Below are 18,782 nucleotides of genomic sequence, written 5' to 3'. Positions count from 1 at the left end.
GCTTATTGCACCACGAAGGCCGTGAAAAGCACGTCGGTCACGTTTTGACCGTCGGGCAGCGGAGAAAAGGGTCTATTGATGGCTGCCATCAAAGATTTCGCCATATTTTGCTTGCCATCGACGGTTTGCACGCTTTGCGGCGTTTGCGAGGACAGGACCATCAGCAGGCGATTACGCACCTCGGGCATATAGCGGTCTATGCGCTGGCGTGTTTGATCATCGCCGGCACGCAGCGTGATGCCGACGTGCATGATGCGCTCGGAATCGGCGTCATTCAGCGTGACGGTAAATGGCTCCAGGGGGATGAAGATCGGTGGCGGCACGACGGCGGGCGGCGTAGCGGGCGCGACGTTGGCGCCAATGAGCCCCCCGCTCGCACCAACGAGACCGCCGTTGGTGCCAACGAGCCCCCCGCTCGCACCAACGAGACCGCCGTTGGTGCCAACGAGCCCCCCGTTCGCGCCAACGAGACCGCCGGCCTGTCCCACCCCCAGTTGCACTGCGGCCTGCTGCTGCTGTTGTTGATAACGCGACATGAAATACCAGGTGCCTGCCACGCTGGCCACGACCACGAGCAGGAGAAGTAGTAACGCCACCAGGAGACGCAGGAATTTGCCTGAGCCGCCGCTGGCGTTGCTGACAGGCAAGACCGGAGATTTGGAAGTGGCCATCGTGATAAGGAGGGTTCAGCCGTGATGCGGGTTTATGGGGATGGCAGGATTCTGCCCCAACTTTCGTACGCCCAGGCAGGAGAAAAACAGGGCGAAAGCGGGGTATCTCAGCCTATTGCTGCATTGCATGGGCCATGTTTCAGGCGAAGGTGTTGACCAGCCCGTCATGCGCCGGCGCGCGGGCTATGCCTGTCGCGTCGGTCTCATGTTGCGGCTGTGCGCCGGCGTCATCCGGGTCAGAGCGCGAACCGCCCTGCTGTCCCTGCGATTGACCGCCGCCGGTCATCGCCTGCTGGCCTTGCTCGCCGACATTGGCCTGGCCTAGTGAAATGCCGGCTTGCGAGAGGGCTTGCTGTAACTGCGGCAGCGCGGATTCCACGGCCTGCCGGACTGCGGCGTGCGCCGAGGTGAAGTTGGCATTAGCGATGCCGTCGTTGATACTGAGCGTGATGCGCAGCGGGCCGAGATCGGGCGGGTCCAGGCGCAGTTCGGCAGTATGCGTGCCCTGAGCCAGGTTCTGGCTGAAGCTGATCACCTGGCGGCTCAGCTCCTGGCCCCATTGCGTGGCGCCGACAGGGCTTGCGATGTGCGGCCCCAGCAGGGCTGGTGTTGCATCGCTCGCTAGTTGCCGCGCCAGAGATTGAGGCTGGGCCATGATGGCGGCAGAGAAGGCCTCGTGCGCCAAAGGCTCGGCCGGTGCAGCCTTGGCGGCCATCGGCAGTTCGGGGACCGGCATGCGTGGAGCAATCGGGGCGGCGGGCTGAGGCGCGGGCTCTGAAGCGCTTGTCGTCTGGGTGATTTCAGGCAAGGCGGCGCGCGCAGCGGGCCTTGTTACGGTCGGGGCTGTTTCGGCCGCCTTGAGGACGGGGGCTTCTTCAGCTCGCGCGGCAAGGGGCAACACCGTCTCGGGCGGCGGCTCGACGGGTTTGCCTGCACGGGTTGCGACCCATTCGACAGCCGCATCCGCCGCAGCGTTGGCCGGGTTGTTGATGGGCTTGAGCGCAGCATTGGCGGCGGCCACGCGGGCCTGGACTTCGGCGACCTGCGCGGCAATTTCAAGCGCCTGCTGAGGCAGCGTTGGCGCCACAGGCGGCGGCAAGGCGGCCTGGGCCTGAGTCAGCGCCAGCGCGGCGGCCGCTTCGGCCAGACGCGGATCAGCGGACGGGTCCGGCGCCGCGGCAGGCTGAGTCAGAGTCGTCTCGGGGCCCAAGGCTTGAATCGCATCCATGGCCGTGCCCTTGCCGTCATCGTTGGCGGGGGTATCCGTTTTGCTGCCGGATGCCGCCGGTTTGGCGGGCTTATCGGGCGTTTTTGCCGCAGGTTTGTTGGCGGCTGGTGCGTTGTCGGTCTGCTGCTTGGCCAATGTCTCGGCGAAGGAGCCGGCGCTGTCGCTGGAGGACGCTACGGTCTGCTGCGAGACAGTGTTTGTGACGTTCGCAAGAGGCAGGTTGATGATTGCTGAACTCGGCATAGCGGCGTTCCGTGGATTACAGGCTGGCCCGGCGGCTAGCCAGGCGAGCAGAGATTTCGTCATTAGCGCGCTGTTCGCGGCGCGTCTCGATCAGGGCCCGGCTGCGCGCATCGCGCTGCGCCAGCGTGTCAAAGGAATTGAGCTTGCGTTTCTGCTGCTGCCAATGCAGGCGCCCCTGCATCAATTGCATGTTTGCGCTGTGCAATACATTGGCCTGCTGGCTGATGGCGTCATCCAGGGTGCCGATGAAGCGCTGGTAATTGTGGCAGTCGGCGGCCGGCATGCCGGCCACCATCGCATCCTGAAGGCGTTTCAGGTAGTCGTGGCGATACTCATAAAGCATATTGAGCTGCTGCTCGGCATTGGCGCGCTGGGCGCTCAAACGTCCCAGTTCGCGTGCGGCGTCATCCGTGCTTTCCTTTGCAAGGCCGATCAGCATGTCCAGCGGCAATTGACTAGGCACGGACATCTCCCATGGGGAAGGTCGCGCGCAGAATTTCTACGGCATCGCCATAACTGATGTTCTCGCCGATTTCCTGTTGCAAGAAAGCCTCCAGGCGTGGGTAACGGGCGATGGCTTCGTCCAGTTGTGGATCGGCCCCAGGGACATAGGCCCCCACGGAAATCAGATCGCGATTGCGTTGGTAGCGCGAAAGCATTTGCTTGAAGCGGCGCACCAAATTGAATTGCTGCGGCGTGATCAGCGAAGTCATGGCTCGCGATATCGAGGCTTCGATATCGATAGCGGGGTAGTGTCCGGCCTCGGCCAGTGTGCGCGACAGCACGACATGGCCGTCGAGGATGGCGCGGGCCGAGTCCGCGATCGGGTCTTGTTGGTCATCGCCTTCCGCCAATACGGTGTAGAAGGCGGTAATCGAGCCCGCGCGGCCGTTGGGGCCGGGTGCGCCCATGCCGGTGCGCTCCACCAGCATCGGCAGTTTGGCGAACACCGAGGGCGGGTAGCCTTTGGTGGCGGGAGGCTCACCGATAGCCAGCGCGATTTCACGCTGCGCCATCGCGTAACGGGTCAGCGAATCCATGATCAGCAGCACATCCAGCCCCTGGTCGCGGAAGTGTTCCGCCAGCCGGGTCGCGTAAGCCGCGCCTTGCAGGCGCAGCAGCGGAGACACATCGGCTGGCGCGGCGACAACCACTGAGCGAGCCAGACCCTCCGGGCCGAGATTGTGCTCGATGAACTCTTTGACTTCCCGGCCGCGCTCGCCGATCAGGCCAACCACGATGATGTCGGCGCGCGTGTAGCGCGCCATCATGCCTAGCAGCACGCTCTTGCCCACGCCGGAGCCGGCGAACAGACCCATGCGCTGGCCCCGGCCCACGGTGAGCAGGCCATTGATGGCGCGTACGCCGACATCCAGCACCGAGTCGATCGGCGCGCGAGAAAGCGGATTGATGGGTTGCGCTGCCAGCGGCGCCAGCTCGGCGCCGGTCAGCGGGCCCAGGTCATCGAGAGGGCGGCCCGCGCCATCCACGACGCGGCCCAACAGTGCGTTGCCCACCGGCAAGTGCCGCCCCAGTTGCGGCTTGGCATTACCATTGAGTTCGGCCTTGCGCGGTAAGGGCACAGACCGTTGCACCACCGGCTCGGCGGGCATGACGCGCGCGCCGGGCGGCAGACCGGAAATATCGGCTTGCGGCATCAAATAGAGTGTTTGGCCATCAAAGCCGACCACTTCGGCGTCCGCCCACAGATCATGTCCGCGTGCGATTTCAATGCGGCAGGCCGCACCGACGGGAAGGCGCAGGCCTGTGGCGTGCAGCACCAGACCTGTGGCGCGCGTGATGCGCCCGGTTGACAGCGCCGGTTCGGTCGAAGCAGCGCGGATCGAGCCGATCTTTAGCTGCGTCTGCCAGCGGTCGATAACCGGCGTGCTCACGCGCTGTCCTCCCAGGGGGTATTGCGCCCGAGCGAGGCGGCTACGCGGCGCCAGCGGGTTTGGAGCGTGGCGTCGATATCGCCGTAGGGCGTCTCCGCACGGCAGCCGCCCCGGTGGATGGATTCGTCGGCGAGTACTCGCCAGTTGGCGTCGCGCAATTCGTCGGCCAAATGCACGCGCACCAGTTCGAGATCGTCGGGGTGCACCCATAGACGCAGCACGCCGCCTTGGCCCTGCGTAGGCGTTTGCAGTACTTCGCGCACGGCGTGCAACATGGCGGCCGGCTGCTCTGCCAGGGTCGTACGCAGAATTTGGCCAGCGATATCCAGGGCCAGGGTCACCAAACCCTGGCCCATTTTTTCTTCCAACTGCGCCAGGGAGCTTGCGCAAGCCGAGCTCAACGCCGCCAACTGCATCCCTTCCAGGCGAGCCTGCTCGCGACCTTCCGCCAGCCCTGCGGCATAGCCGGCCGCGTGACCGGCCTGTTCGCCTTGAGCATGGCCGGCAGCCAGGCCGGCGGCGTAGCCGGCCTCTTGCCCCTGCGCATAACCCTCTTCGCGCCCTTGCGCCAGGGCCTGGGCGCGCCATTGACGTTTCAGCTCTTCCGGGTCCGGGCCGGGGTCCACTGGCGGCGCTGCGGCAGCTATGGGTTCCGGCTCGTCGAACGACGCCATCTGCCAGCGGCGCCAGGCGTCGTTGGTCAGCGCGTCGAAGGCCGAGGTGTCAGACATAGGCATCGTCACCCTGGCCGCCCAGCGTGATTTGGCCGCTCTCGGCCAGGCGGCGGGCAATTTGCAGAATCTTCTTCTGCTCGCCTTCCACCTTGGACATGCGTACCGGGCCTTGCGCTTCCAGGTCCTCGCGCAGCGTTTCGGCAGCGCGGCTGGACATGTTGCGCAGGAACTTGCTGCGCAGATCTTCGGGGGCACCCTTGAGCGCAACCATGAGGGTGTCGTTCTCGACTTCCTTGAGAATGAGCTGGATGCCACGGTCTTCGACATCGATGAGGTTGTCGAACACGAACATCTCATCCACGATCTTCTGCGCCAGATCGGCATCGCGCTCGCGCAGGCTGTCGACCACGGCTTCTTCCTCGGTCGAGTTCATCATGTTCAGGATCTCGGCCGCCGTGCGTACGCCGCCCATCTTGCTGCGTTTGGCGCCCTGGCCTGCCAGCACGGAGTTCAACACTTCAGTCAACTCTGACAGGGCGGCGGGCTGCACGCCACCGAAGGTGGCGATACGCAGCATCACATCATTGCGCATGCGCTCGGTCAGCATGCTCAGCACGGCTGCCGCACGGTCGCGCTCGAGGTGAACCAGAATGGTGGCGATGATCTGCGGATGCTCGCCGCCGATGAGTTCGGCCACGGTATGGGGATCGAGCCAGTTCAGGGCGTCGATGCCGCTGCCGCTGTCGCCTGCTTCGAGAATGTCTTCGATCAGGCCGGCCGCGCGGTCGCTGCCTAGGGCCTTGGTCAGCACAGTGCGGATATAGTCGTCCGAACCCAGCGTCACCGCGATGAACTGATCGGCCTCCTGGCGGAACTCTTCCAGCACACCGGCCACATCGCCGCGCGTCACCTGCTTGAGCGTGGCCATCGTCGCGCCGACCTGCTGCACTTCGCGTGCGGTCAGGTATTTGAATACTTCGGCGGCGGCGTCTTCGCCTAGCGACATCAAGAGCACCGCGCTGCGGGTCAAGCCATCGAGCGGCTTATTGGCTTCATTTTTCATCTTTCGTCATCCAGGCACGCAGCACCATGGCAACGGCGCGCGGATCTTTGGTTGCCATATCCCGGGCGCGCTGCAGATTGTCTTCATAGCGATTGACCTCTTTGGCGCGCGCGGCGGCCACCGCTTCGCGCTCGATCTCCGCACGTTCGGCGGCCACGGCCTCGGGGTCGATCTGCGGGTACAGGTATTCCGACACGATGGGGCGAATCCGACGGTAGGCCCAGAAGGCGATCAGCAAGCCGAATACCCAGCCCAGCGCCGTCTTGATCGTGGCGATCAAGTCGGGGTCGCGCCACAGCGGGACGGTCGGCGGCGCGTCATTGAACTGACTGTTGACGAGGTTCAAAGAATCGCCTCGCGCTTCCGAATAGCCCATGGCTTCGCGCACCAGCGTGGTCAGTTTGCTCAACTCTTCAGGAGGCAGCGCCTGCGGGTCGCCGTCCTTATTGGGCAGATGATTGACCACGACGGCAACAGATAAACGCTTGACCTGACCCACGGGTTGTTTGACGTGGCTGATGGTCCGATCCACCTCATAATTGATGGTGGCATCGCGACGTTCATTACCGGATATCTGCGCTGCCTGTTGTGGCGCAGCGGGCTGCGCTTGCGGCTGGGCTGGGGCAGGCGGATTGGTCAGCGGCGCCTGCGTGGCGGCTGGGGGCTGGTTGCTCAGCGCGCCAGGCACGCCTGCGGCCGGGCTTGCGTTGGTTTGACGCGAGTCGCTCGTTTGCTGGCTGCGCACGGCGGCCTGGCCCGGCTCCTGGTTGGGGCGATAGATCTCGGAAGTCTCTTCGCGGCGGGCGAAGTCCACTTCGACGCTGGCCTGGGCGTGGACATTGCCGGGGCCGACCAGAGGATTCAGGATGGTGAGAATGCGTTCGACAGTACGCTGCTCGTATTCACGTGCAAAACGCATTTGGTCTGCATCCAGGCCACGGCCTTCGCCGGCCGGGGCAGAGAGCAGACGGCCGTTTTGGTCCACGATGGAGACATTGTCGGCGCTGAGGTCAGGCACGCTGGACGCTACCAGCCAGGCAATGGCGGATACCTGGGCTTCGGCGAGGCTGCGGCCCGGATAAAGCGTTAGCAGGACAGATGCCGTCGGCGGTTGACGGTCGCGCACAAACAGCGATTGGCGGGGCAAGGCCAGATGTACGCGAGCATGCTGCACCGTATGCATGGCTTCGATGGACCGGGCCAGCTCACCCTCCAGGGCGCGCTGATAATTAACCTGCTCGGCGAACTGGCTAGCGCCAAACCGCGCATTGTCCATGAGTTCAAAGCCTACCGATCCGCCTCGGGGTAGCCCCTGGCCGGCCAGCTGCATGCGCAGATCGTAGACACGGTTGCCCGGCACCAGGATTGCGCCGCCGTTGTCGCTAAAGCGATAGGGCACGTTCATCTGGGTCAAGGCGGTGACGATGGCGCCGCCGTCACGGTCATCCAGATTGGAGAACAGCACCTTGTAGTCCGGCTCACGGCTCCAGAGGGCCAAGGCGACAATAAGCGCTACCACGGCCGCCGCAGCGCCCAGCAGCACCGGCTTGGGCAGGGAGCGCAGTTTTTCCAGAAATGGGAATCTGGTCAGCAAGGACGTACTCAGAGTGGCTTGCTGATTCATTGGCGGCTCCCGCAGGCTTCGCGGAGCGGATGGGAGGACAACATGGGCTGAGTTTGCACACTTAGGCTATGGGAGGCGGGATTATGGCTGCGCTGCTTGCAATCCCAATCGATGAAAACGAGTGTTTTTTGGCGTTATTTATCCCCTATGTGCGGCCGGCGCAGCCACGCCGGGAAATGCGCGACTTTTTGGCGCTTTTTAGGCGAAATGGCGCCAAGCCCGGCCTGCTAGCCTGTCGCATCCATAATGAGCAAGGATTGAAAATGGCGGTTTCCGGCATCTCCGGCGTCGAAAGCATGTTGCAGCAGATGCGCGCCGTGGTGCGCGCGGCGCAGAATCAGGCCGCCACCCCGACTGATCTATCTCCATCTGCTGCGTCCGGCAGCTTCGCGGCCGAATTGCAGAATTCCATCCGCAAAATTTCCAATGCGCAGAATGCCGCCGGCAATCAGGCCAAGGCATTCGAGATGGGCGTGCCCGAGGTGTCGCTCAATGACGTAATGATCGACCTGCAGAAAGCCAGCCTGGGCTTCCAAAGCGCTGTGCAAGTGCGCAACCGCCTGGTTGCCGCCTATAAAGAAATCTCGTCGATGTCGATCTGAGCGAGGCTTAGGCCGTTGCAGAGTAGGGCGTATCCCGGCGAAGCTGCGCCGGGAACTCCGATACCATGCTCACGCTATCGTCGGAAAAACTAAGCACAATAGGGCGGTTGGTCTGGAATTGCAGCCGCGTGTCGTCTGGCAGGCTAATCAGCAATTCCACTGCCAGGTTGCCCGTCAGCAGATGCATGCCGCCCGGTTGGAGACGTGTTTGTTCCAGATCTCGCGGGCGCCAGAAGAAAATGCCTGCTTGCCAGTCACATCCCATCAGCTTGAGCGGCCATAGCCGGCCCTGGCCATCGCGCGCCTGGGCTTCGTGCCCAGGCTGAATGGCGGCTTTCAGAATACTCGCGATCTCCGTTGCATCATTCAGCAATTCCGTATGGGCCAAGCTCGGACGGCGCTGCGGCATGGCGGACCTACTCTGCAGCCTGTTCAGGCATGCCGCGCGCTTCCACGCGGTAAAGCCAGGCCAGCAGTTCCGCCACGGCGGTGTAGAGGGCGGGCGGAATATGCGAATCCAGATCCACCTGCATCAGCAGACCCACCAGCTCGGGCGATTCATGCACGTAGAGATCGTGCTCTCTGGCTGTTCGCACAATGGTCTCGGCCATCTGGCCATAGCCTTTGGCCACGACGCGCGGTGCGCCATCTGCCTCATCGTAGCTGATGGCGACGGCAGTATTGCGGAGGGCATCGGTTGTGGGAGGCATAGCTCGACTCAGAAAAAATCAGGCAGTTGAAACACCACGGGTTCCATCGCTTGTACTGTCAGGTTGCTGAGCGTGAGGCCGGCATGGCTGAGCTGCTGGCGCAGGCCATCGGAGGCCTGCCCCAGCTCCTGCGCGCTTTGCGGCGCGGTCAGTTGCAATACCAACTGGTCGCCGGCCAACGAGAGGCGGGCCTCGATCTGTCCCAGACGGGGCAGATGCAGTGTCAAACGGGTCGCCCAATGGCTGTCCGGATCTTCCTGGGCCTCGCCATAGGGGTCGCGGCGGACCTCCCATTCCATGTCGGCGCCTGGCCAAGGCTCGCCTTGCCATTGAATGACATGGTTGGCCAGAACCTCCAATTGTTGGCGCACCAGGCTGTTGGTATCGGGATGAATGCCGCCGATCGGCGTTCCGGGCGCCGGAGGAGGCCCGATATCGGCTTGCGAGCTCAGGGTCAGCACGGCCGACGAGGTCGGCGACGTGGCGGGCGGCGTATTCGATTGTGTCGTCGCGGCATGGGCGGGCAGCGAAGGCGGCGTCGGTGCGACCTGCGGGGCGCGCGGCAGGCCTGCCTGGGGCTCGGCGCGCAGTGACTCTGGCGTGCGCTGCCCATAGGCCATATCGGTCAAATGCGACTCATAAAACAGGCCGCTGTTTTGCAGGCCAGTACGCAGCGCCTGGGCCAGTAGTGCGGCAGAGGGGCGGGCGGCGGCTTGGATGTTCTGAGCGGCTTCGCTTTGCGTCGTTTGAGCGGCCTGTCTGGCTGCATTTGTCGCGGGCTCGCCGTTCTGCGTTACGGGCGCGGCCTTGGGCGCTAGGCCCGGCTTGCCGGCCGTGATATCAGGCCTGCCTGGCAGATTAGGCTGGGCGTCTGGCGTCTGGCTTGCAGCGGCTGCCGTGGGAGGCTCGCTCCATAGCGGTGCGCGTCCTTGTACCGGCGGCGCATCCGGGTATTGCGCCAGCAGAGAAAGAATCATGCGGGCGGTGCTGCCCAGCGTGGTCGGAGCCGATGGCGTTGTGTCGGCGCGCGTGACCATGCCGCGCGCTGCCAGCGCCAGCGCGGCAGCGGTCTTGGCGTCAACCAGGGCTGCTTGCCCACTGCGGGCGCTCACGCCCTCTTGAGGCAGACGGCGAGTGGCGCTTTCGGATTGGCCGGGCCTTGCGGCTTCGCCAGGCTGCGCGACGGCGTCAGGGCGCGCGCCGGTCAGCAGATTGGCGTGTGCCGCCATCGTGGTGCCGAGCACCGCGTCCAGGCGTTGCACGAGCACATTACCCAGGGCGGGCGGACCGATGCTCATGGTTTAGCCGCCCTTGCCGCCATAGGTTGCAAGAAGGGACTGCTGGCGCTTCATGCGGCCCAGCAGGTCGCTCAGGCGGGCCAGTTGCGGCATGGCGAGATCGCGCACCCCTGCATCGTTATCCAGAATACGCACCAATAGATCGTGTTTTATGGTGCGTCCGGCCTCCTCCAGAGGGGAGGAATCGGGCTCCAAGGTCCGCAGCTGTTCGACCAGGTCAACATATTGGCGTCCAAGCTCCAGTACATGGGTCCAATCGGCGTCCTGGGCCGCTGCCAGCATATCGCTGGTTACGGCTGCGATGTCCTGATAGAGATCGAGAACGGGGGCTTGCTGCATGAGAGCCATCATGAAAATCTCGCTGGCGGAAAAAAAGCAAAAAAACGCGGCGTTCAGGCAGGAACGCTATTGGTCCCTGGGTCGACCGAAGTTTCCCAAGTCGAGGCGAGATCTTCGAGCAGTTTGTCGGCAACGTCGAGCTGGGTGGCATCGGCGTGCAGATTGGCCTTGAGTAGCGTGCGAGTGATGAAGTCATAGAGATCCGCGAGGTTGTTGGCAACTTCGCCTCCGGCCTCGCGATTCAAGCCCATCTTCAGCCCTTCATCGACGATGCGCGTCGCCTTGGAGATGGCCTGGCCCCGCTCTGCGACGCGGCCGGCCTCCAGGTGCAGGCGAGCCTGCGCGATCGCGGCGCGCGCGCCACGGTACAAAAGTGTAATCAGGCGCTCAGGAGCAGCGCTCATCACTTCGGTTTCCAGGCCGATATCCTGATAGGATCGGATAGCGTTGTAGCCCGTCGGGCGGCGCGCGGCGTAAGTCATGAGTTAAGCATCGCTATTTGGTGGATAGGCTGGCGAACTGCTGGCTAAGGTAGTTGCTCGTGACCTTGAGCTGCGACACCAGGGCGTCGAGCTTGACGAATTGATTGCGGTAGTTAGCCATGGTCGCCTCGATCTGCGTCGAGGTGGATTCATATTGCTTCTTCAGGCTTGCAATGGTTTTTTCCAGACCATCGGTTTGGCTTTTGATCGTGCCGCTGTCGCCCAAAATTTTGTCTGTCGCAGCGCTGACTCGGGCAGCCAGGCCATTGTCCTTGCTGGTGAAAACGCGCATCGCGTCCGCGGGATTCTCATTCAGGGCTTTGATGAGCTTGTCGTTGTCGAGCTTGAGTGCGCCCGTCTTGGGGTCGGAAGTGATGCCCAACTGGCCTAGGGTCTGCACCGAGCCTTCACCGGTCACCACGCGCAGCGCCGCAGCGATCGATGATTGAATGCTGCGCGTCGCACCGTCGCCGGTGAGTGCGCTCTGCGTCTGTTTATCGACGTTGAAGGCGGTCAGGTCGGCAATGGTTGTTTGCAGCGAGTTATAGGCCGTCACAAAGGCCTGCACCAGCGGGGTGATCTTGCTGTTGTCCTGGGCAATGGTCACGGTGCTGCCCGCGCCATTTTCCGGTGTCACGGCCGTCAGTGTCAGCGTGACGCCGTCAATGGCGGTGGTCACAGCATTGGTCTGGCTCACCACGGGAATGCCGTTGATGCTCAGCTCGGCGTTTTTGCCGGCGACCATTTGCTTCATGCTGCTGGTGTCCGGTGCGGAGGCGTCATAATTCAAAGCGCTGGCTAGCTCATTATTGCCCGTAACGGCAATCTTGGTGACAGCCGCCTTTTCACCTTCGCTCTTGGAGGTGACCATCAGGTAGTACTTGCCTTGACCATCGTTGACGATCGTGGCGCTCAGGCCGAGCGCATCGTCACCATTGATGCTTTTGGCGATGCCTCCGAGCGAAGTATCCGAGCCTAGCGTAAGGTTTTTTTCCTTGCCGTCGACCGTAAAGGTGATGACGCCGCCTGTACCCATATTGTCGATGCGGCTGTTGAAGGCCTGCGACTGCAACGATTGGGCGGTCGCCAGCTTGCTGACCTTGATGTTATAGGTGCCCGCCATTGCGCCGTTGGCGGTCGCTACCGCCACGCCGTCATTACCCGTGACCTTGGTGGTCAAGGTCGAGGTGCTGCCCATGTCGCCCAGATTGGCGGCAGCCTTTTGCAGCGCTTCGACAGCGCTCTGTATCTTGCCGAAGGCCGAAACACGGGTTTGATAGCTCGACTGCTGATTGGTAATCAGCTTTAAGCGGCGCTCTTCGGCCTCCTGTAGCTTATCCAGTGTTTCCTGCAGGGGCAGGCCGGACGAGCCGAGCGACGAAATGGTGGCCATGGGGATACTCCTTGCTAGCGAAGCGATTCTGTCAAAGATTGATGCGACCTTAAGCCCAGGGCAAAGGCATAAGGTCGGGCTATTTCGTTGTTTATCTGTATTTGCACCAAATTGGTGCAAATACAGATAGCGGTTAAGCCGTGGTCTTTACGGCGTTACCCTGTAGTTTCACGATCATTTTTGCGATCCGGATAACGGCGTCCGAGGGGATGGTGCGCAGCACCTCGCCGCTCTCGGAGTCTCTCACTGACACCACGATCTTCTGCAAATCGGGGTCCATTTCAAACTTGAGTTCGGTTGACCAGGCCTGCAACTGCGAATTGATTTCGTCCAAGGCAGTGTCCGTCGAGGCGTGCTGCCCGGCATGGCGGGGGTCGGGAGATCCGTTGTTGTTAGCGCCCTGGCCCTCGCTGGACGCGGCGACGGGGGTAGATAAGGCGCCCGGCTCGGCCGGAGGAAGCACAACGGGTGACGTCGGAACGTGCAAAGCGGGGCTGACGGGGCTGACGGCCATGATCACTCCAGCAAGCGGTAGCGGCGAAAAATGGGGGAGGGGACGCCGCCGTAACCCGGAGGCGCATGATGGGCAGTGCAAACTTCTTTAGCTGCATAACGGCAGAGCAGCGGGTAACTTTAGGCCTATCTTGATCGATTCCTGCCCCGTGGCGAGCGTCCTGACGTTCGCCTGTGCCCCCTGGGGGTAAACGCTTAGGCGTCCCTGCTAAAATGAGGGCTGTCTTACTCCTGTGCCCGCCATGCCTTCTCGTCCCGACGCCACAGCCGGCCTTGCCGACTGGTTGCAATACCTAGAGTCCCTGCATTCCAAGGCCATTGATCTGGGGCTGGAGCGCGTCAAGGCCGTTGCCGGCCGCCTCGATCTGCAACTGAATGCCGTCACTTTCACGGTGGGCGGCACCAATGGCAAGGGCTCTACCTGCGCCATGCTGGAGGCCACGCTTCTGGCGGCAGGCTACCGGGTCGGTCTTTACACCTCGCCCCACCTGATCGATTTCAATGAGCGCGCTCGCGTCAATGGCGAAATCGTCAGCGACGCCGCACTGCTCGAGCAGTTCCAGGCCATCGAAGCGGCGCGAGGCGACACGAGCCTGACCTATTTCGAGTTCACCACGCTGGCCATCCTGCGTCTGTTTGCGCAAGCCTCGCTCGATGCCGTAGTGCTCGAGGTGGGTCTGGGCGGGCGCCTGGATGCCGTCAACATTATTGATGCCGACTGCGCCATCGTCACCAGCGTTGACCTCGATCATATGGATTACCTGGGCGATACCCGCGAGAAAATCGGCTTCGAAAAAGCCCATATTTTCCGTTCTGGCCGCCCCGCTATTTGCAGCGACCCCGTACCGCCGCAAAGCTTGATTGACTACGCTGAGGCTATCGGCGCCGATCTCTGGCTGTTCGGGCGCGATTTCAATTACTCGGGCGATCGCCAGCAGTGGAGCTATGGTGGGCGTGAGGTGCGCCGAAATTCTCTGGCCTATCCGGCTTTGCGTGGCGCCAATCAATTACTCAATGCCTCGGCTGCCCTGGCCGCGCTCGAATCGGTTCGCCAGCGCCTGCCGGTGCCTCAACAGGCGGTGCGTCTGGGCCTTTTGCAAGCCTCTCTTCCTGGCCGCTTCCAAATTTTGCCAGGTCAGCCCATCATTATTCTCGATGTCGCACACAACCCGCATGCGGCGGCGGTCCTGGCGCAAAACCTGGATAACATGGGTTTTCACCCGTATACCCATGCGGTGTTCGGCATGCTCAATGACAAAGATCTTCCAGGCGTGATCGCCAAGATCGGCAGTCGTATCGACCACTGGTATTGCGCTGGCCTGCCTGGCCCGCGAGGCAGTGACGGCGCCAGTCTGGCGCAGCGCGTCGAACAGGCTTTGCCGCCATCGCCCGCCGGGGTCGATGCGCCAACCGTAACAGGCTATGACGACTCGGCGCAGGCCTTTGCCGCCGCGCGCGAAAAGGCGGGGGAGGGTGATAGAATCGTTGTGTTTGGGTCTTTCTTGACGGTAGCCGGCGTGTTGCAGGCATTGGGCCGCAAGGCATAGACAGCAGCCATGCCACGACACCATCGCCAACCGCGAAGGCCTGCCGTCAGCAACCAAGGGCATGTGCAAGGCGTTGCCGCCTCGCCGGCCGCCAGGATGTGAGTTTCATGGGTTTGTTCACACGCAAAGATTCTGCCTCCGAATCCTCGCCGTCGCGGCCGCGTCCGTCGGTCTCCAGCGAGGCCCAGGCGGCCGAGTTGCGAGGCCGTGCCCGGCGACGGCTTGCCGGCGCTATCGCCTTGGTGCTGGCCGCCGTCATCGTGCTACCCATGGTGCTCGACTCCGAACCTGTCCCCGTGTCGGATAACATTCCGGTGCGCATCCCGGACCGTAACGCACCGTTCCAACCCAATCTTTCCGAGCCTGCCCCGAGTGCGGCTGCGCCTGCCAGCGCGGCTCCTCCCGATATCGCCGCCAGCACCGAGCCCACCGCGCCGTCGCAAGCCCCTGCTGTGGCCACGCAGCCTCCCGTGACGGTGCCGCCTCCGGTCGCGGCCACCACGCCGCCGCCCGCAGTCAAACCGGACGAGCCACCTCGGCTTGTTGAAAAACCTCAACCCATCAAGCCGGTCGAAAAGCCCAAGCCCGATACCACTCGCTCTGATGATGGCGCGCGTGCGCTTGCGCTGCTCGAGGGGCGCTCACCCGCGCCGGCTGCGGCAGCAGCCAAGCCGGCAGCTAAGTCCGCCGCCAATGGTAATTTCGTGCTGCAGGTGGCGTCGTACACCACCCAGGCCGATGCGCAGGAGCGGCGCGGCAAGCTGCATCAGGCCGGCGTGACCAACGCTTTCGTCGAAGCCGCGAACATCAATGGTAAACAGCAGTACCGCTTACGGGTCGGGCCCTTCCCGTCGCGTGAGGCGGCTCAAGCAGCCCAGGCGCGCTTGCGCACTCTGGGTTATGACAACGGTTTTATCGCTGCGCAGTGACTGGTTTCGACTTCGTCGTGATGGCGATTCTGGCCGTGTCGGGCGTTCTCGGCCTGGTGCGCGGCCTCTTGAAAGAAATGCTCTCGCTGGTGGCCTACCTGCTTGCTTTCGCCGCAGCCATCTGGTGGGGCCCGACCGTTTATACCTGGCTGCAACCCTATATAGATACCGAAGTGCTGCGCATGGGGGTCGCCTACGCGGCGGTGTTCATCGTCGTATTGCTGGCGGTAGGCTTGGTCAATATGACCCTGTCCGCCCTGATCCGCACTACCGGCCTGTCGCCGGCGGATCACGGCTTGGGCGCCGTGTTCGGATTGGCGCGGGGTCTGCTCATTATTGTGGTGCTGGTCGCGTTGGCGGGCTACACGCCGTTGCCTCAAGAAAACTGGTGGAAACACGCCATGTTTTCGCAATCCGCCACCCAGGCCGTCCTGCATATCAAAGCCGCCTTGCCGCCGTCGCTGGCCCAATGGCTGCCTTATTGAATTACTGAGTGTTTTACGTTTTATCTCTACTAGGAACTCACCATGTGTGGAATCGTCGGGGTCATCGGGCGCGGGCCGGTCAACCAGCTGCTCTATGACAGCCTGCTGTTGCTGCAGCACCGCGGCCAGGACGCCGCGGGCATCGCAACGATGCACGGCAATCAGTTCAACATGTACAAGGCCCATGGTCTTGTTCGCGACGTTTTTCGCACGCGAAACATGCGGGCGCTGCCGGGTACCAGCGGCGTGGGGCAGGTGCGCTACCCCACAGCGGGCTCCAGCGCCAGTGAAGAAGAGGCTCAGCCCTTCTATGTGAACGCACCCTTTGGCATCATGTTCGCGCACAACGGCAACCTGACCAACTGGCGCGAGCTGCGCGAGTCGCTCTACCGTGTCGATCGGCGTCACATCAACACCAATTCCGACTCCGAAGTCTTGCTCAACGTGCTGGCGCACGAGCTGCAATCGGCCGCCAGCGGTGTTTCCCTCGATGACGATGCGATCTTCCGCGCTGTGTCGGCGGTCCACAATCGTGTGCGCGGCGCTTATGCTGTGGTGGCTCAGATATCCGGCTATGGTCTGCTGGCTTTTCGCGATCCGCACGGCATCCGCCCTTTGTGCATCGGCCGCCAGGACACCGAAGAAGGCGTAGAGTGGATGGTCGCCTCCGAGTCCGTCGCGCTCGATGGCAGCGGTTTTAGTTTTGTGCGCGATGTTCAGCCTGGCGAAGCCGTGTTCATCGACCTCGACGGCCGCCTGTACAGCCGTCAGTGCGCCGAGAACGCCGAACTTGTGCCCTGCATTTTCGAGTACGTATACTTTGCCCGCCCGGACTCTCTGATAGACGGCGTGTCGGTCTACGATGCCCGGCTGCGCATGGGTGAGTACCTGGCCGACAAGGTCGCGCGCAATATGCGTTTGGGCGACATCGATGTGGTCATGCCCATCCCGGATTCTTCGCGCCCGGCCGCCATGCAGTTGGCTGCCCGCCTGAATCTCGATTATCGCGAAGGCCTCATCAAAAACCGCTATGTGGGCCGCACTTTCATCATGCCGGGTCAGGCCGTGCGCCGGAAATCGGTGCGTCAGAAGCTCAATGCCATCGGTATGGAGTTCAAGGGCAAGAATGTGCTGCTGGTGGACGACTCCATCGTGCGCGGAACAACCAGCCGTGAAATCGTCGACATGGCTCGCGCGGCGGGCGCCAACAAGGTGTATTTCGCGTCCGCTGCGCCTCCGGTGCGCTTTCCCAATGTGTATGGCATCGACATGCCGACCCAGAAGGAACTCATCGCCACCGGTCGCACCGATGACGAAATCGCCCGCGCCATTGGCGCCGATGCGCTGGTCTACCAAGACCTGAACGATATGCAGCAGGCCGTGCGCGATATCAATCCGGCGCTGCGCCGTTTCGAAGCATCCTGCTTTGATGGTCAGTACATTACTGGCGACATCACGGCGGAATATCTGGACCGCCTGGGGCAATCGCGTGAAACGCCGGCCGATGAAAATGAAGCTGGCGGCATGCGCTTCAATATGGGCCACGTGGCAAGCGACGCCTAAAGGCCGTTCCCCTGCGCCTTCCGCGCAGGGGAACGCACCCTTGCCATCAAGACAGGCGCTGGTACAGCGCCTCGATCGACCGCTGCTGCATTGCCTCATACAGCGCGATCTCGTCCAGCACCTTTGCGCCCAGATCCGTTTCGAAAGCCGATTGCGCGGCATTGGCGGCGTAGCTGCGCTGCTCCGCATCGCCCAGATTTGACTGGAAAATACCGGCGGCGCTTACGGGAAGAAAATCCTCGTAGACGATAGGATAGGCCTGCACATAGCCTGCGGTCAGCAAGGCTTGCAGGTCCAGGCCCGATACTTGCCCTGCGGCGGCTTCTCCTTTGGCCGTCAGCGTATAGCTGAAGAAAGCCAGTCCCTGCTCATGGATGGTTTCCAAGTCATCGGGGAAATCCTGGAACGATTCCGCAAGACGGCTTTCGTAGTCCGTGCCGGCCGCGCGCGCTCGGGCCAGCAATTCGTCATAGCGCTGCCGGCCTTTGCGGGTGAGCGCCATGCCGCGCTGTTCGATCTCGCCAAAACGGGCGGTGTGCGTGCCGCTGGCATCCAGAAAACCGATGTTTTCTTCCAGCGCTTTAAAGCTGGTCTGGCGCAAGAGCAAAGGATGGCGGCGGCGCGGCGGGCCTTCGATCACTTCTTTGGCGGCAATCCCGCGCCTGGGCATTTCATGCTGCGCGGCGTCGATATCCAACGTGCGGGGGGTAAGGTGGTTGATATGCGGGCCGCGGAAGCAGACCACATCAGCGACCAGCCTGTGCATGCCGAGCAGGTCGCGGTAAGTCTGGGCCGTGACCGTCGCCTGTGCCTGCCAGCGGAAGGTATTGAGCGTTTCCGCCACAAACTCGTCAGCGTCTGCGCTGCTCAAGCCGCTGTCGCGTTCGGCCTGCTCCAGCAGTTCCCGCGCACGAACCGAGAAAATCTCGCGTTCGGCCAGAATCCCTTGCGCCGTCGCGCGCAGTACCGGGTCTTCGATCAGCTCCAGGCGCAAGAGCGAGGTGAAAACCCGGAAGGGGTTGTGACGCAGGGCCGCCTCATGCACGGGACGAAACGCCGTGGAGTGCACGGGCACTCCGGCCACAGAGAGATCGTAATAACCTACAGGCGCCATGCCCATCACGGCGAATACACGCCGGATCATCGCCAGTTCCCGGGCGGTGCCCAGACGTATTGCGCCATGGCGTTCTGCGTTAAGCCGTTGCAACTCACCGCTTGCCTGCATCTGCGCGCGCAGCTCGGGCTGCGCATCTAGGACACGGGTATTGATGTCGGCAACCAGTTCCAGCAAGGTGCCGTATTGCGGGACCTCATCGCGGTACATCTGCGACATTGCCTCGGCAAAGCGGCTGCGGATTTCATCGCTGGACACAAAGAGAGGATGGGACATGGGCTTCCTGGGAAAGACGGTCTCTGACCGACCGATATCATGCCGAATCAGCATGGTGTTTAGGTAAGGCGGGGATTCTGTTGCGAGCTTTCCTCGAGGTCAAACGATGTTTATGCTTGAGGTCATTCCAAAT

General features: G+C 62.7%; 20 protein-coding genes. 5 read left to right on the top strand and 15 right to left on the bottom strand.

Going from position 1 to position 18,782, the window contains the following annotated elements; all coding sequences use genetic code 11:
* Positions 1 to 2 precede the first annotated feature (2 nt).
* The 7 genes from U0029_RS09515 to fliF form a co-directional block, all read right to left on the bottom strand.
* Complete coding sequence (locus tag U0029_RS09515; RefSeq protein ID WP_114852539.1) at positions 3 to 671, bottom strand: flagellar basal body-associated FliL family protein; 669 nt, start codon at positions 669 to 671, stop codon at positions 3 to 5.
* Between the two features lie 139 nt (positions 672 to 810).
* Positions 811 to 2,142: a flagellar hook-length control protein FliK gene (locus tag U0029_RS09510; protein WP_162790377.1), complete on the bottom strand. Its 1,332-nt coding sequence runs from the start codon at positions 2,140 to 2,142 to the stop codon at positions 811 to 813.
* 16 nt (positions 2,143 to 2,158) lie between these two features.
* On the bottom strand, positions 2,159 to 2,605 hold the full coding sequence (gene fliJ / locus U0029_RS09505) for a flagellar export protein FliJ (RefSeq protein ID WP_114852551.1): 447 nt from the start codon (positions 2,603 to 2,605) through the stop codon (positions 2,159 to 2,161).
* Positions 2,598 to 4,052 carry a flagellar protein export ATPase FliI gene (gene fliI, locus U0029_RS09500; RefSeq protein WP_039051777.1) on the bottom strand — a complete coding sequence of 485 codons (1,455 nt, stop codon included), beginning with the start codon at positions 4,050 to 4,052 and terminating at the stop codon, positions 2,598 to 2,600. The genes fliJ and fliI overlap by 8 nt, the downstream gene beginning before the upstream one ends.
* The gene (gene fliH, locus U0029_RS09495; protein ID WP_114852537.1) at positions 4,034 to 4,768 is read right to left on the bottom strand and encodes a flagellar assembly protein FliH; all 735 of its coding nucleotides are present in this window, start codon (positions 4,766 to 4,768) and stop codon (positions 4,034 to 4,036) included. Before fliH ends, fliI begins: the two co-directional genes overlap by 19 nt.
* Complete coding sequence (gene fliG / locus U0029_RS09490; RefSeq protein ID WP_012417384.1) at positions 4,761 to 5,774, bottom strand: flagellar motor switch protein FliG; 1,014 nt, start codon at positions 5,772 to 5,774, stop codon at positions 4,761 to 4,763. Before fliG ends, fliH begins: the two co-directional genes overlap by 8 nt.
* The gene (gene fliF, locus U0029_RS09485) at positions 5,764 to 7,398 is read right to left on the bottom strand and encodes a flagellar basal-body MS-ring/collar protein FliF (protein ID WP_114852536.1); all 1,635 of its coding nucleotides are present in this window, start codon (positions 7,396 to 7,398) and stop codon (positions 5,764 to 5,766) included. The genes fliG and fliF overlap by 11 nt, the downstream gene beginning before the upstream one ends.
* A gap of 263 nt (positions 7,399 to 7,661) precedes the next feature.
* On the opposite strand from fliF, the gene fliE reads away from it, so the two are divergent.
* Positions 7,662 to 8,000, top strand: coding sequence for a flagellar hook-basal body complex protein FliE (gene fliE, locus U0029_RS09480; protein WP_012417386.1), 339 nt, complete (start codon positions 7,662 to 7,664; stop codon positions 7,998 to 8,000).
* A gap of 7 nt (positions 8,001 to 8,007) precedes the next feature.
* Here the strand turns inward: fliE and U0029_RS09475 are convergent, their stop codons facing one another.
* From U0029_RS09475 to U0029_RS09445, 7 genes are all read right to left on the bottom strand, one after another.
* Complete coding sequence (locus U0029_RS09475) at positions 8,008 to 8,409, bottom strand: hypothetical protein (RefSeq protein ID WP_012417387.1); 402 nt, start codon at positions 8,407 to 8,409, stop codon at positions 8,008 to 8,010.
* 7 nt (positions 8,410 to 8,416) lie between these two features.
* Positions 8,417 to 8,710, bottom strand: a complete 294-nt coding sequence (locus U0029_RS09470) for an EscU/YscU/HrcU family type III secretion system export apparatus switch protein (protein ID WP_012417388.1) — start codon at positions 8,708 to 8,710, stop codon at positions 8,417 to 8,419.
* An 8-nt stretch (positions 8,711 to 8,718) separates the two neighbouring features.
* Positions 8,719 to 10,008 (bottom strand): flagellar hook-length control protein FliK, encoded by a 1,290-nt coding sequence (locus U0029_RS09465; protein ID WP_114852535.1) that lies wholly within the window; start codon positions 10,006 to 10,008, stop codon positions 8,719 to 8,721.
* A gap of 3 nt (positions 10,009 to 10,011) precedes the next feature.
* Positions 10,012 to 10,359 (bottom strand): flagellar protein FliT, encoded by a 348-nt coding sequence (locus U0029_RS09460; RefSeq protein ID WP_012417390.1) that lies wholly within the window; start codon positions 10,357 to 10,359, stop codon positions 10,012 to 10,014.
* 41 nt (positions 10,360 to 10,400) lie between these two features.
* Positions 10,401 to 10,829, bottom strand: coding sequence for a flagellar export chaperone FliS (gene fliS / locus U0029_RS09455; protein ID WP_114852534.1), 429 nt, complete (start codon positions 10,827 to 10,829; stop codon positions 10,401 to 10,403).
* A gap of 13 nt (positions 10,830 to 10,842) precedes the next feature.
* A complete protein-coding gene (fliD, locus tag U0029_RS09450; protein WP_114852533.1) occupies positions 10,843 to 12,222 on the bottom strand; it encodes a flagellar filament capping protein FliD in 1,380 nt (459 codons plus the stop codon).
* 133 nt (positions 12,223 to 12,355) lie between these two features.
* On the bottom strand, positions 12,356 to 12,736 hold the full coding sequence (locus U0029_RS09445) for a flagellar protein FlaG (protein WP_012417393.1): 381 nt from the start codon (positions 12,734 to 12,736) through the stop codon (positions 12,356 to 12,358).
* Between the two features lie 241 nt (positions 12,737 to 12,977).
* On the opposite strand from U0029_RS09445, the gene folC reads away from it, so the two are divergent.
* From folC to purF, 4 genes are all read left to right on the top strand, one after another.
* Complete coding sequence (gene folC / locus U0029_RS09440) at positions 12,978 to 14,282, top strand: bifunctional tetrahydrofolate synthase/dihydrofolate synthase (protein WP_114852532.1); 1,305 nt, start codon at positions 12,978 to 12,980, stop codon at positions 14,280 to 14,282.
* A gap of 107 nt (positions 14,283 to 14,389) precedes the next feature.
* On the top strand, positions 14,390 to 15,211 hold the full coding sequence (locus U0029_RS09435; RefSeq protein WP_114852531.1) for an SPOR domain-containing protein: 822 nt from the start codon (positions 14,390 to 14,392) through the stop codon (positions 15,209 to 15,211).
* The gene (locus tag U0029_RS09430; protein WP_114852530.1) at positions 15,208 to 15,696 is read left to right on the top strand and encodes a CvpA family protein; all 489 of its coding nucleotides are present in this window, start codon (positions 15,208 to 15,210) and stop codon (positions 15,694 to 15,696) included. The genes U0029_RS09435 and U0029_RS09430 overlap by 4 nt, the downstream gene beginning before the upstream one ends.
* A gap of 42 nt (positions 15,697 to 15,738) precedes the next feature.
* Positions 15,739 to 17,259, top strand: a complete 1,521-nt coding sequence (purF, locus tag U0029_RS09425; protein WP_114852529.1) for an amidophosphoribosyltransferase — start codon at positions 15,739 to 15,741, stop codon at positions 17,257 to 17,259.
* Positions 17,260 to 17,305: 46 nt separating this feature from the next.
* On the opposite strand, the gene hglS is transcribed toward purF, so the two are convergent.
* Complete coding sequence (gene hglS / locus U0029_RS09420; protein WP_114852528.1) at positions 17,306 to 18,649, bottom strand: 2-oxoadipate dioxygenase/decarboxylase HglS; 1,344 nt, start codon at positions 18,647 to 18,649, stop codon at positions 17,306 to 17,308.
* Between the last annotated feature and the right edge of the window lie 133 nt (positions 18,650 to 18,782).

The sequence above is a fragment of the Bordetella avium genome, from assembly GCF_034424645.1.
Classification (GTDB): Bacteria; Pseudomonadota; Gammaproteobacteria; order Burkholderiales; family Burkholderiaceae_B; genus Bordetella; species Bordetella avium.
The sequence above is the reverse complement of the archived record's forward strand: the minus strand, read 5'-3'. Positions and strand labels throughout refer to the sequence as shown.

Excerpts from the sequence above, each read along its gene's own strand:
- U0029_RS09515 (WP_114852539.1), bottom strand. The coding sequence starts at position 671 with ATGGCCACTTCCAAATCTCCGGTCTTGCCTGTCAGCAACGCCAGCGGC.
- U0029_RS09510 (WP_162790377.1), bottom strand. The coding sequence starts at position 2,142 with ATGCCGAGTTCAGCAATCATCAACCTGCCTCTTGCGAACGTCACAAAC.
- fliH (WP_114852537.1), bottom strand. The coding sequence starts at position 4,768 with ATGTCTGACACCTCGGCCTTCGACGCGCTGACCAACGACGCCTGGCGC.
- fliG (WP_012417384.1), bottom strand. The coding sequence starts at position 5,774 with ATGAAAAATGAAGCCAATAAGCCGCTCGATGGCTTGACCCGCAGCGCG.
- fliF (WP_114852536.1), bottom strand. The coding sequence starts at position 7,398 with ATGAATCAGCAAGCCACTCTGAGTACGTCCTTGCTGACCAGATTCCCA.
- fliE (WP_012417386.1), top strand. The coding sequence starts at position 7,662 with ATGGCGGTTTCCGGCATCTCCGGCGTCGAAAGCATGTTGCAGCAGATG.
- U0029_RS09475 (WP_012417387.1), bottom strand. The coding sequence starts at position 8,409 with ATGCCGCAGCGCCGTCCGAGCTTGGCCCATACGGAATTGCTGAATGAT.
- U0029_RS09470 (WP_012417388.1), bottom strand. The coding sequence starts at position 8,710 with ATGCCTCCCACAACCGATGCCCTCCGCAATACTGCCGTCGCCATCAGC.
- U0029_RS09465 (WP_114852535.1), bottom strand. The coding sequence starts at position 10,008 with ATGAGCATCGGTCCGCCCGCCCTGGGTAATGTGCTCGTGCAACGCCTG.
- U0029_RS09460 (WP_012417390.1), bottom strand. The coding sequence starts at position 10,359 with ATGATGGCTCTCATGCAGCAAGCCCCCGTTCTCGATCTCTATCAGGAC.
- fliS (WP_114852534.1), bottom strand. The coding sequence starts at position 10,829 with ATGACTTACGCCGCGCGCCGCCCGACGGGCTACAACGCTATCCGATCC.
- fliD (WP_114852533.1), bottom strand. The coding sequence starts at position 12,222 with ATGGCCACCATTTCGTCGCTCGGCTCGTCCGGCCTGCCCCTGCAGGAA.
- U0029_RS09445 (WP_012417393.1), bottom strand. The coding sequence starts at position 12,736 with ATGGCCGTCAGCCCCGTCAGCCCCGCTTTGCACGTTCCGACGTCACCC.
- folC (WP_114852532.1), top strand. The coding sequence starts at position 12,978 with ATGCCTTCTCGTCCCGACGCCACAGCCGGCCTTGCCGACTGGTTGCAA.
- U0029_RS09435 (WP_114852531.1), top strand. The coding sequence starts at position 14,390 with ATGGGTTTGTTCACACGCAAAGATTCTGCCTCCGAATCCTCGCCGTCG.
- purF (WP_114852529.1), top strand. The coding sequence starts at position 15,739 with ATGTGTGGAATCGTCGGGGTCATCGGGCGCGGGCCGGTCAACCAGCTG.
- hglS (WP_114852528.1), bottom strand. The coding sequence starts at position 18,649 with ATGTCCCATCCTCTCTTTGTGTCCAGCGATGAAATCCGCAGCCGCTTT.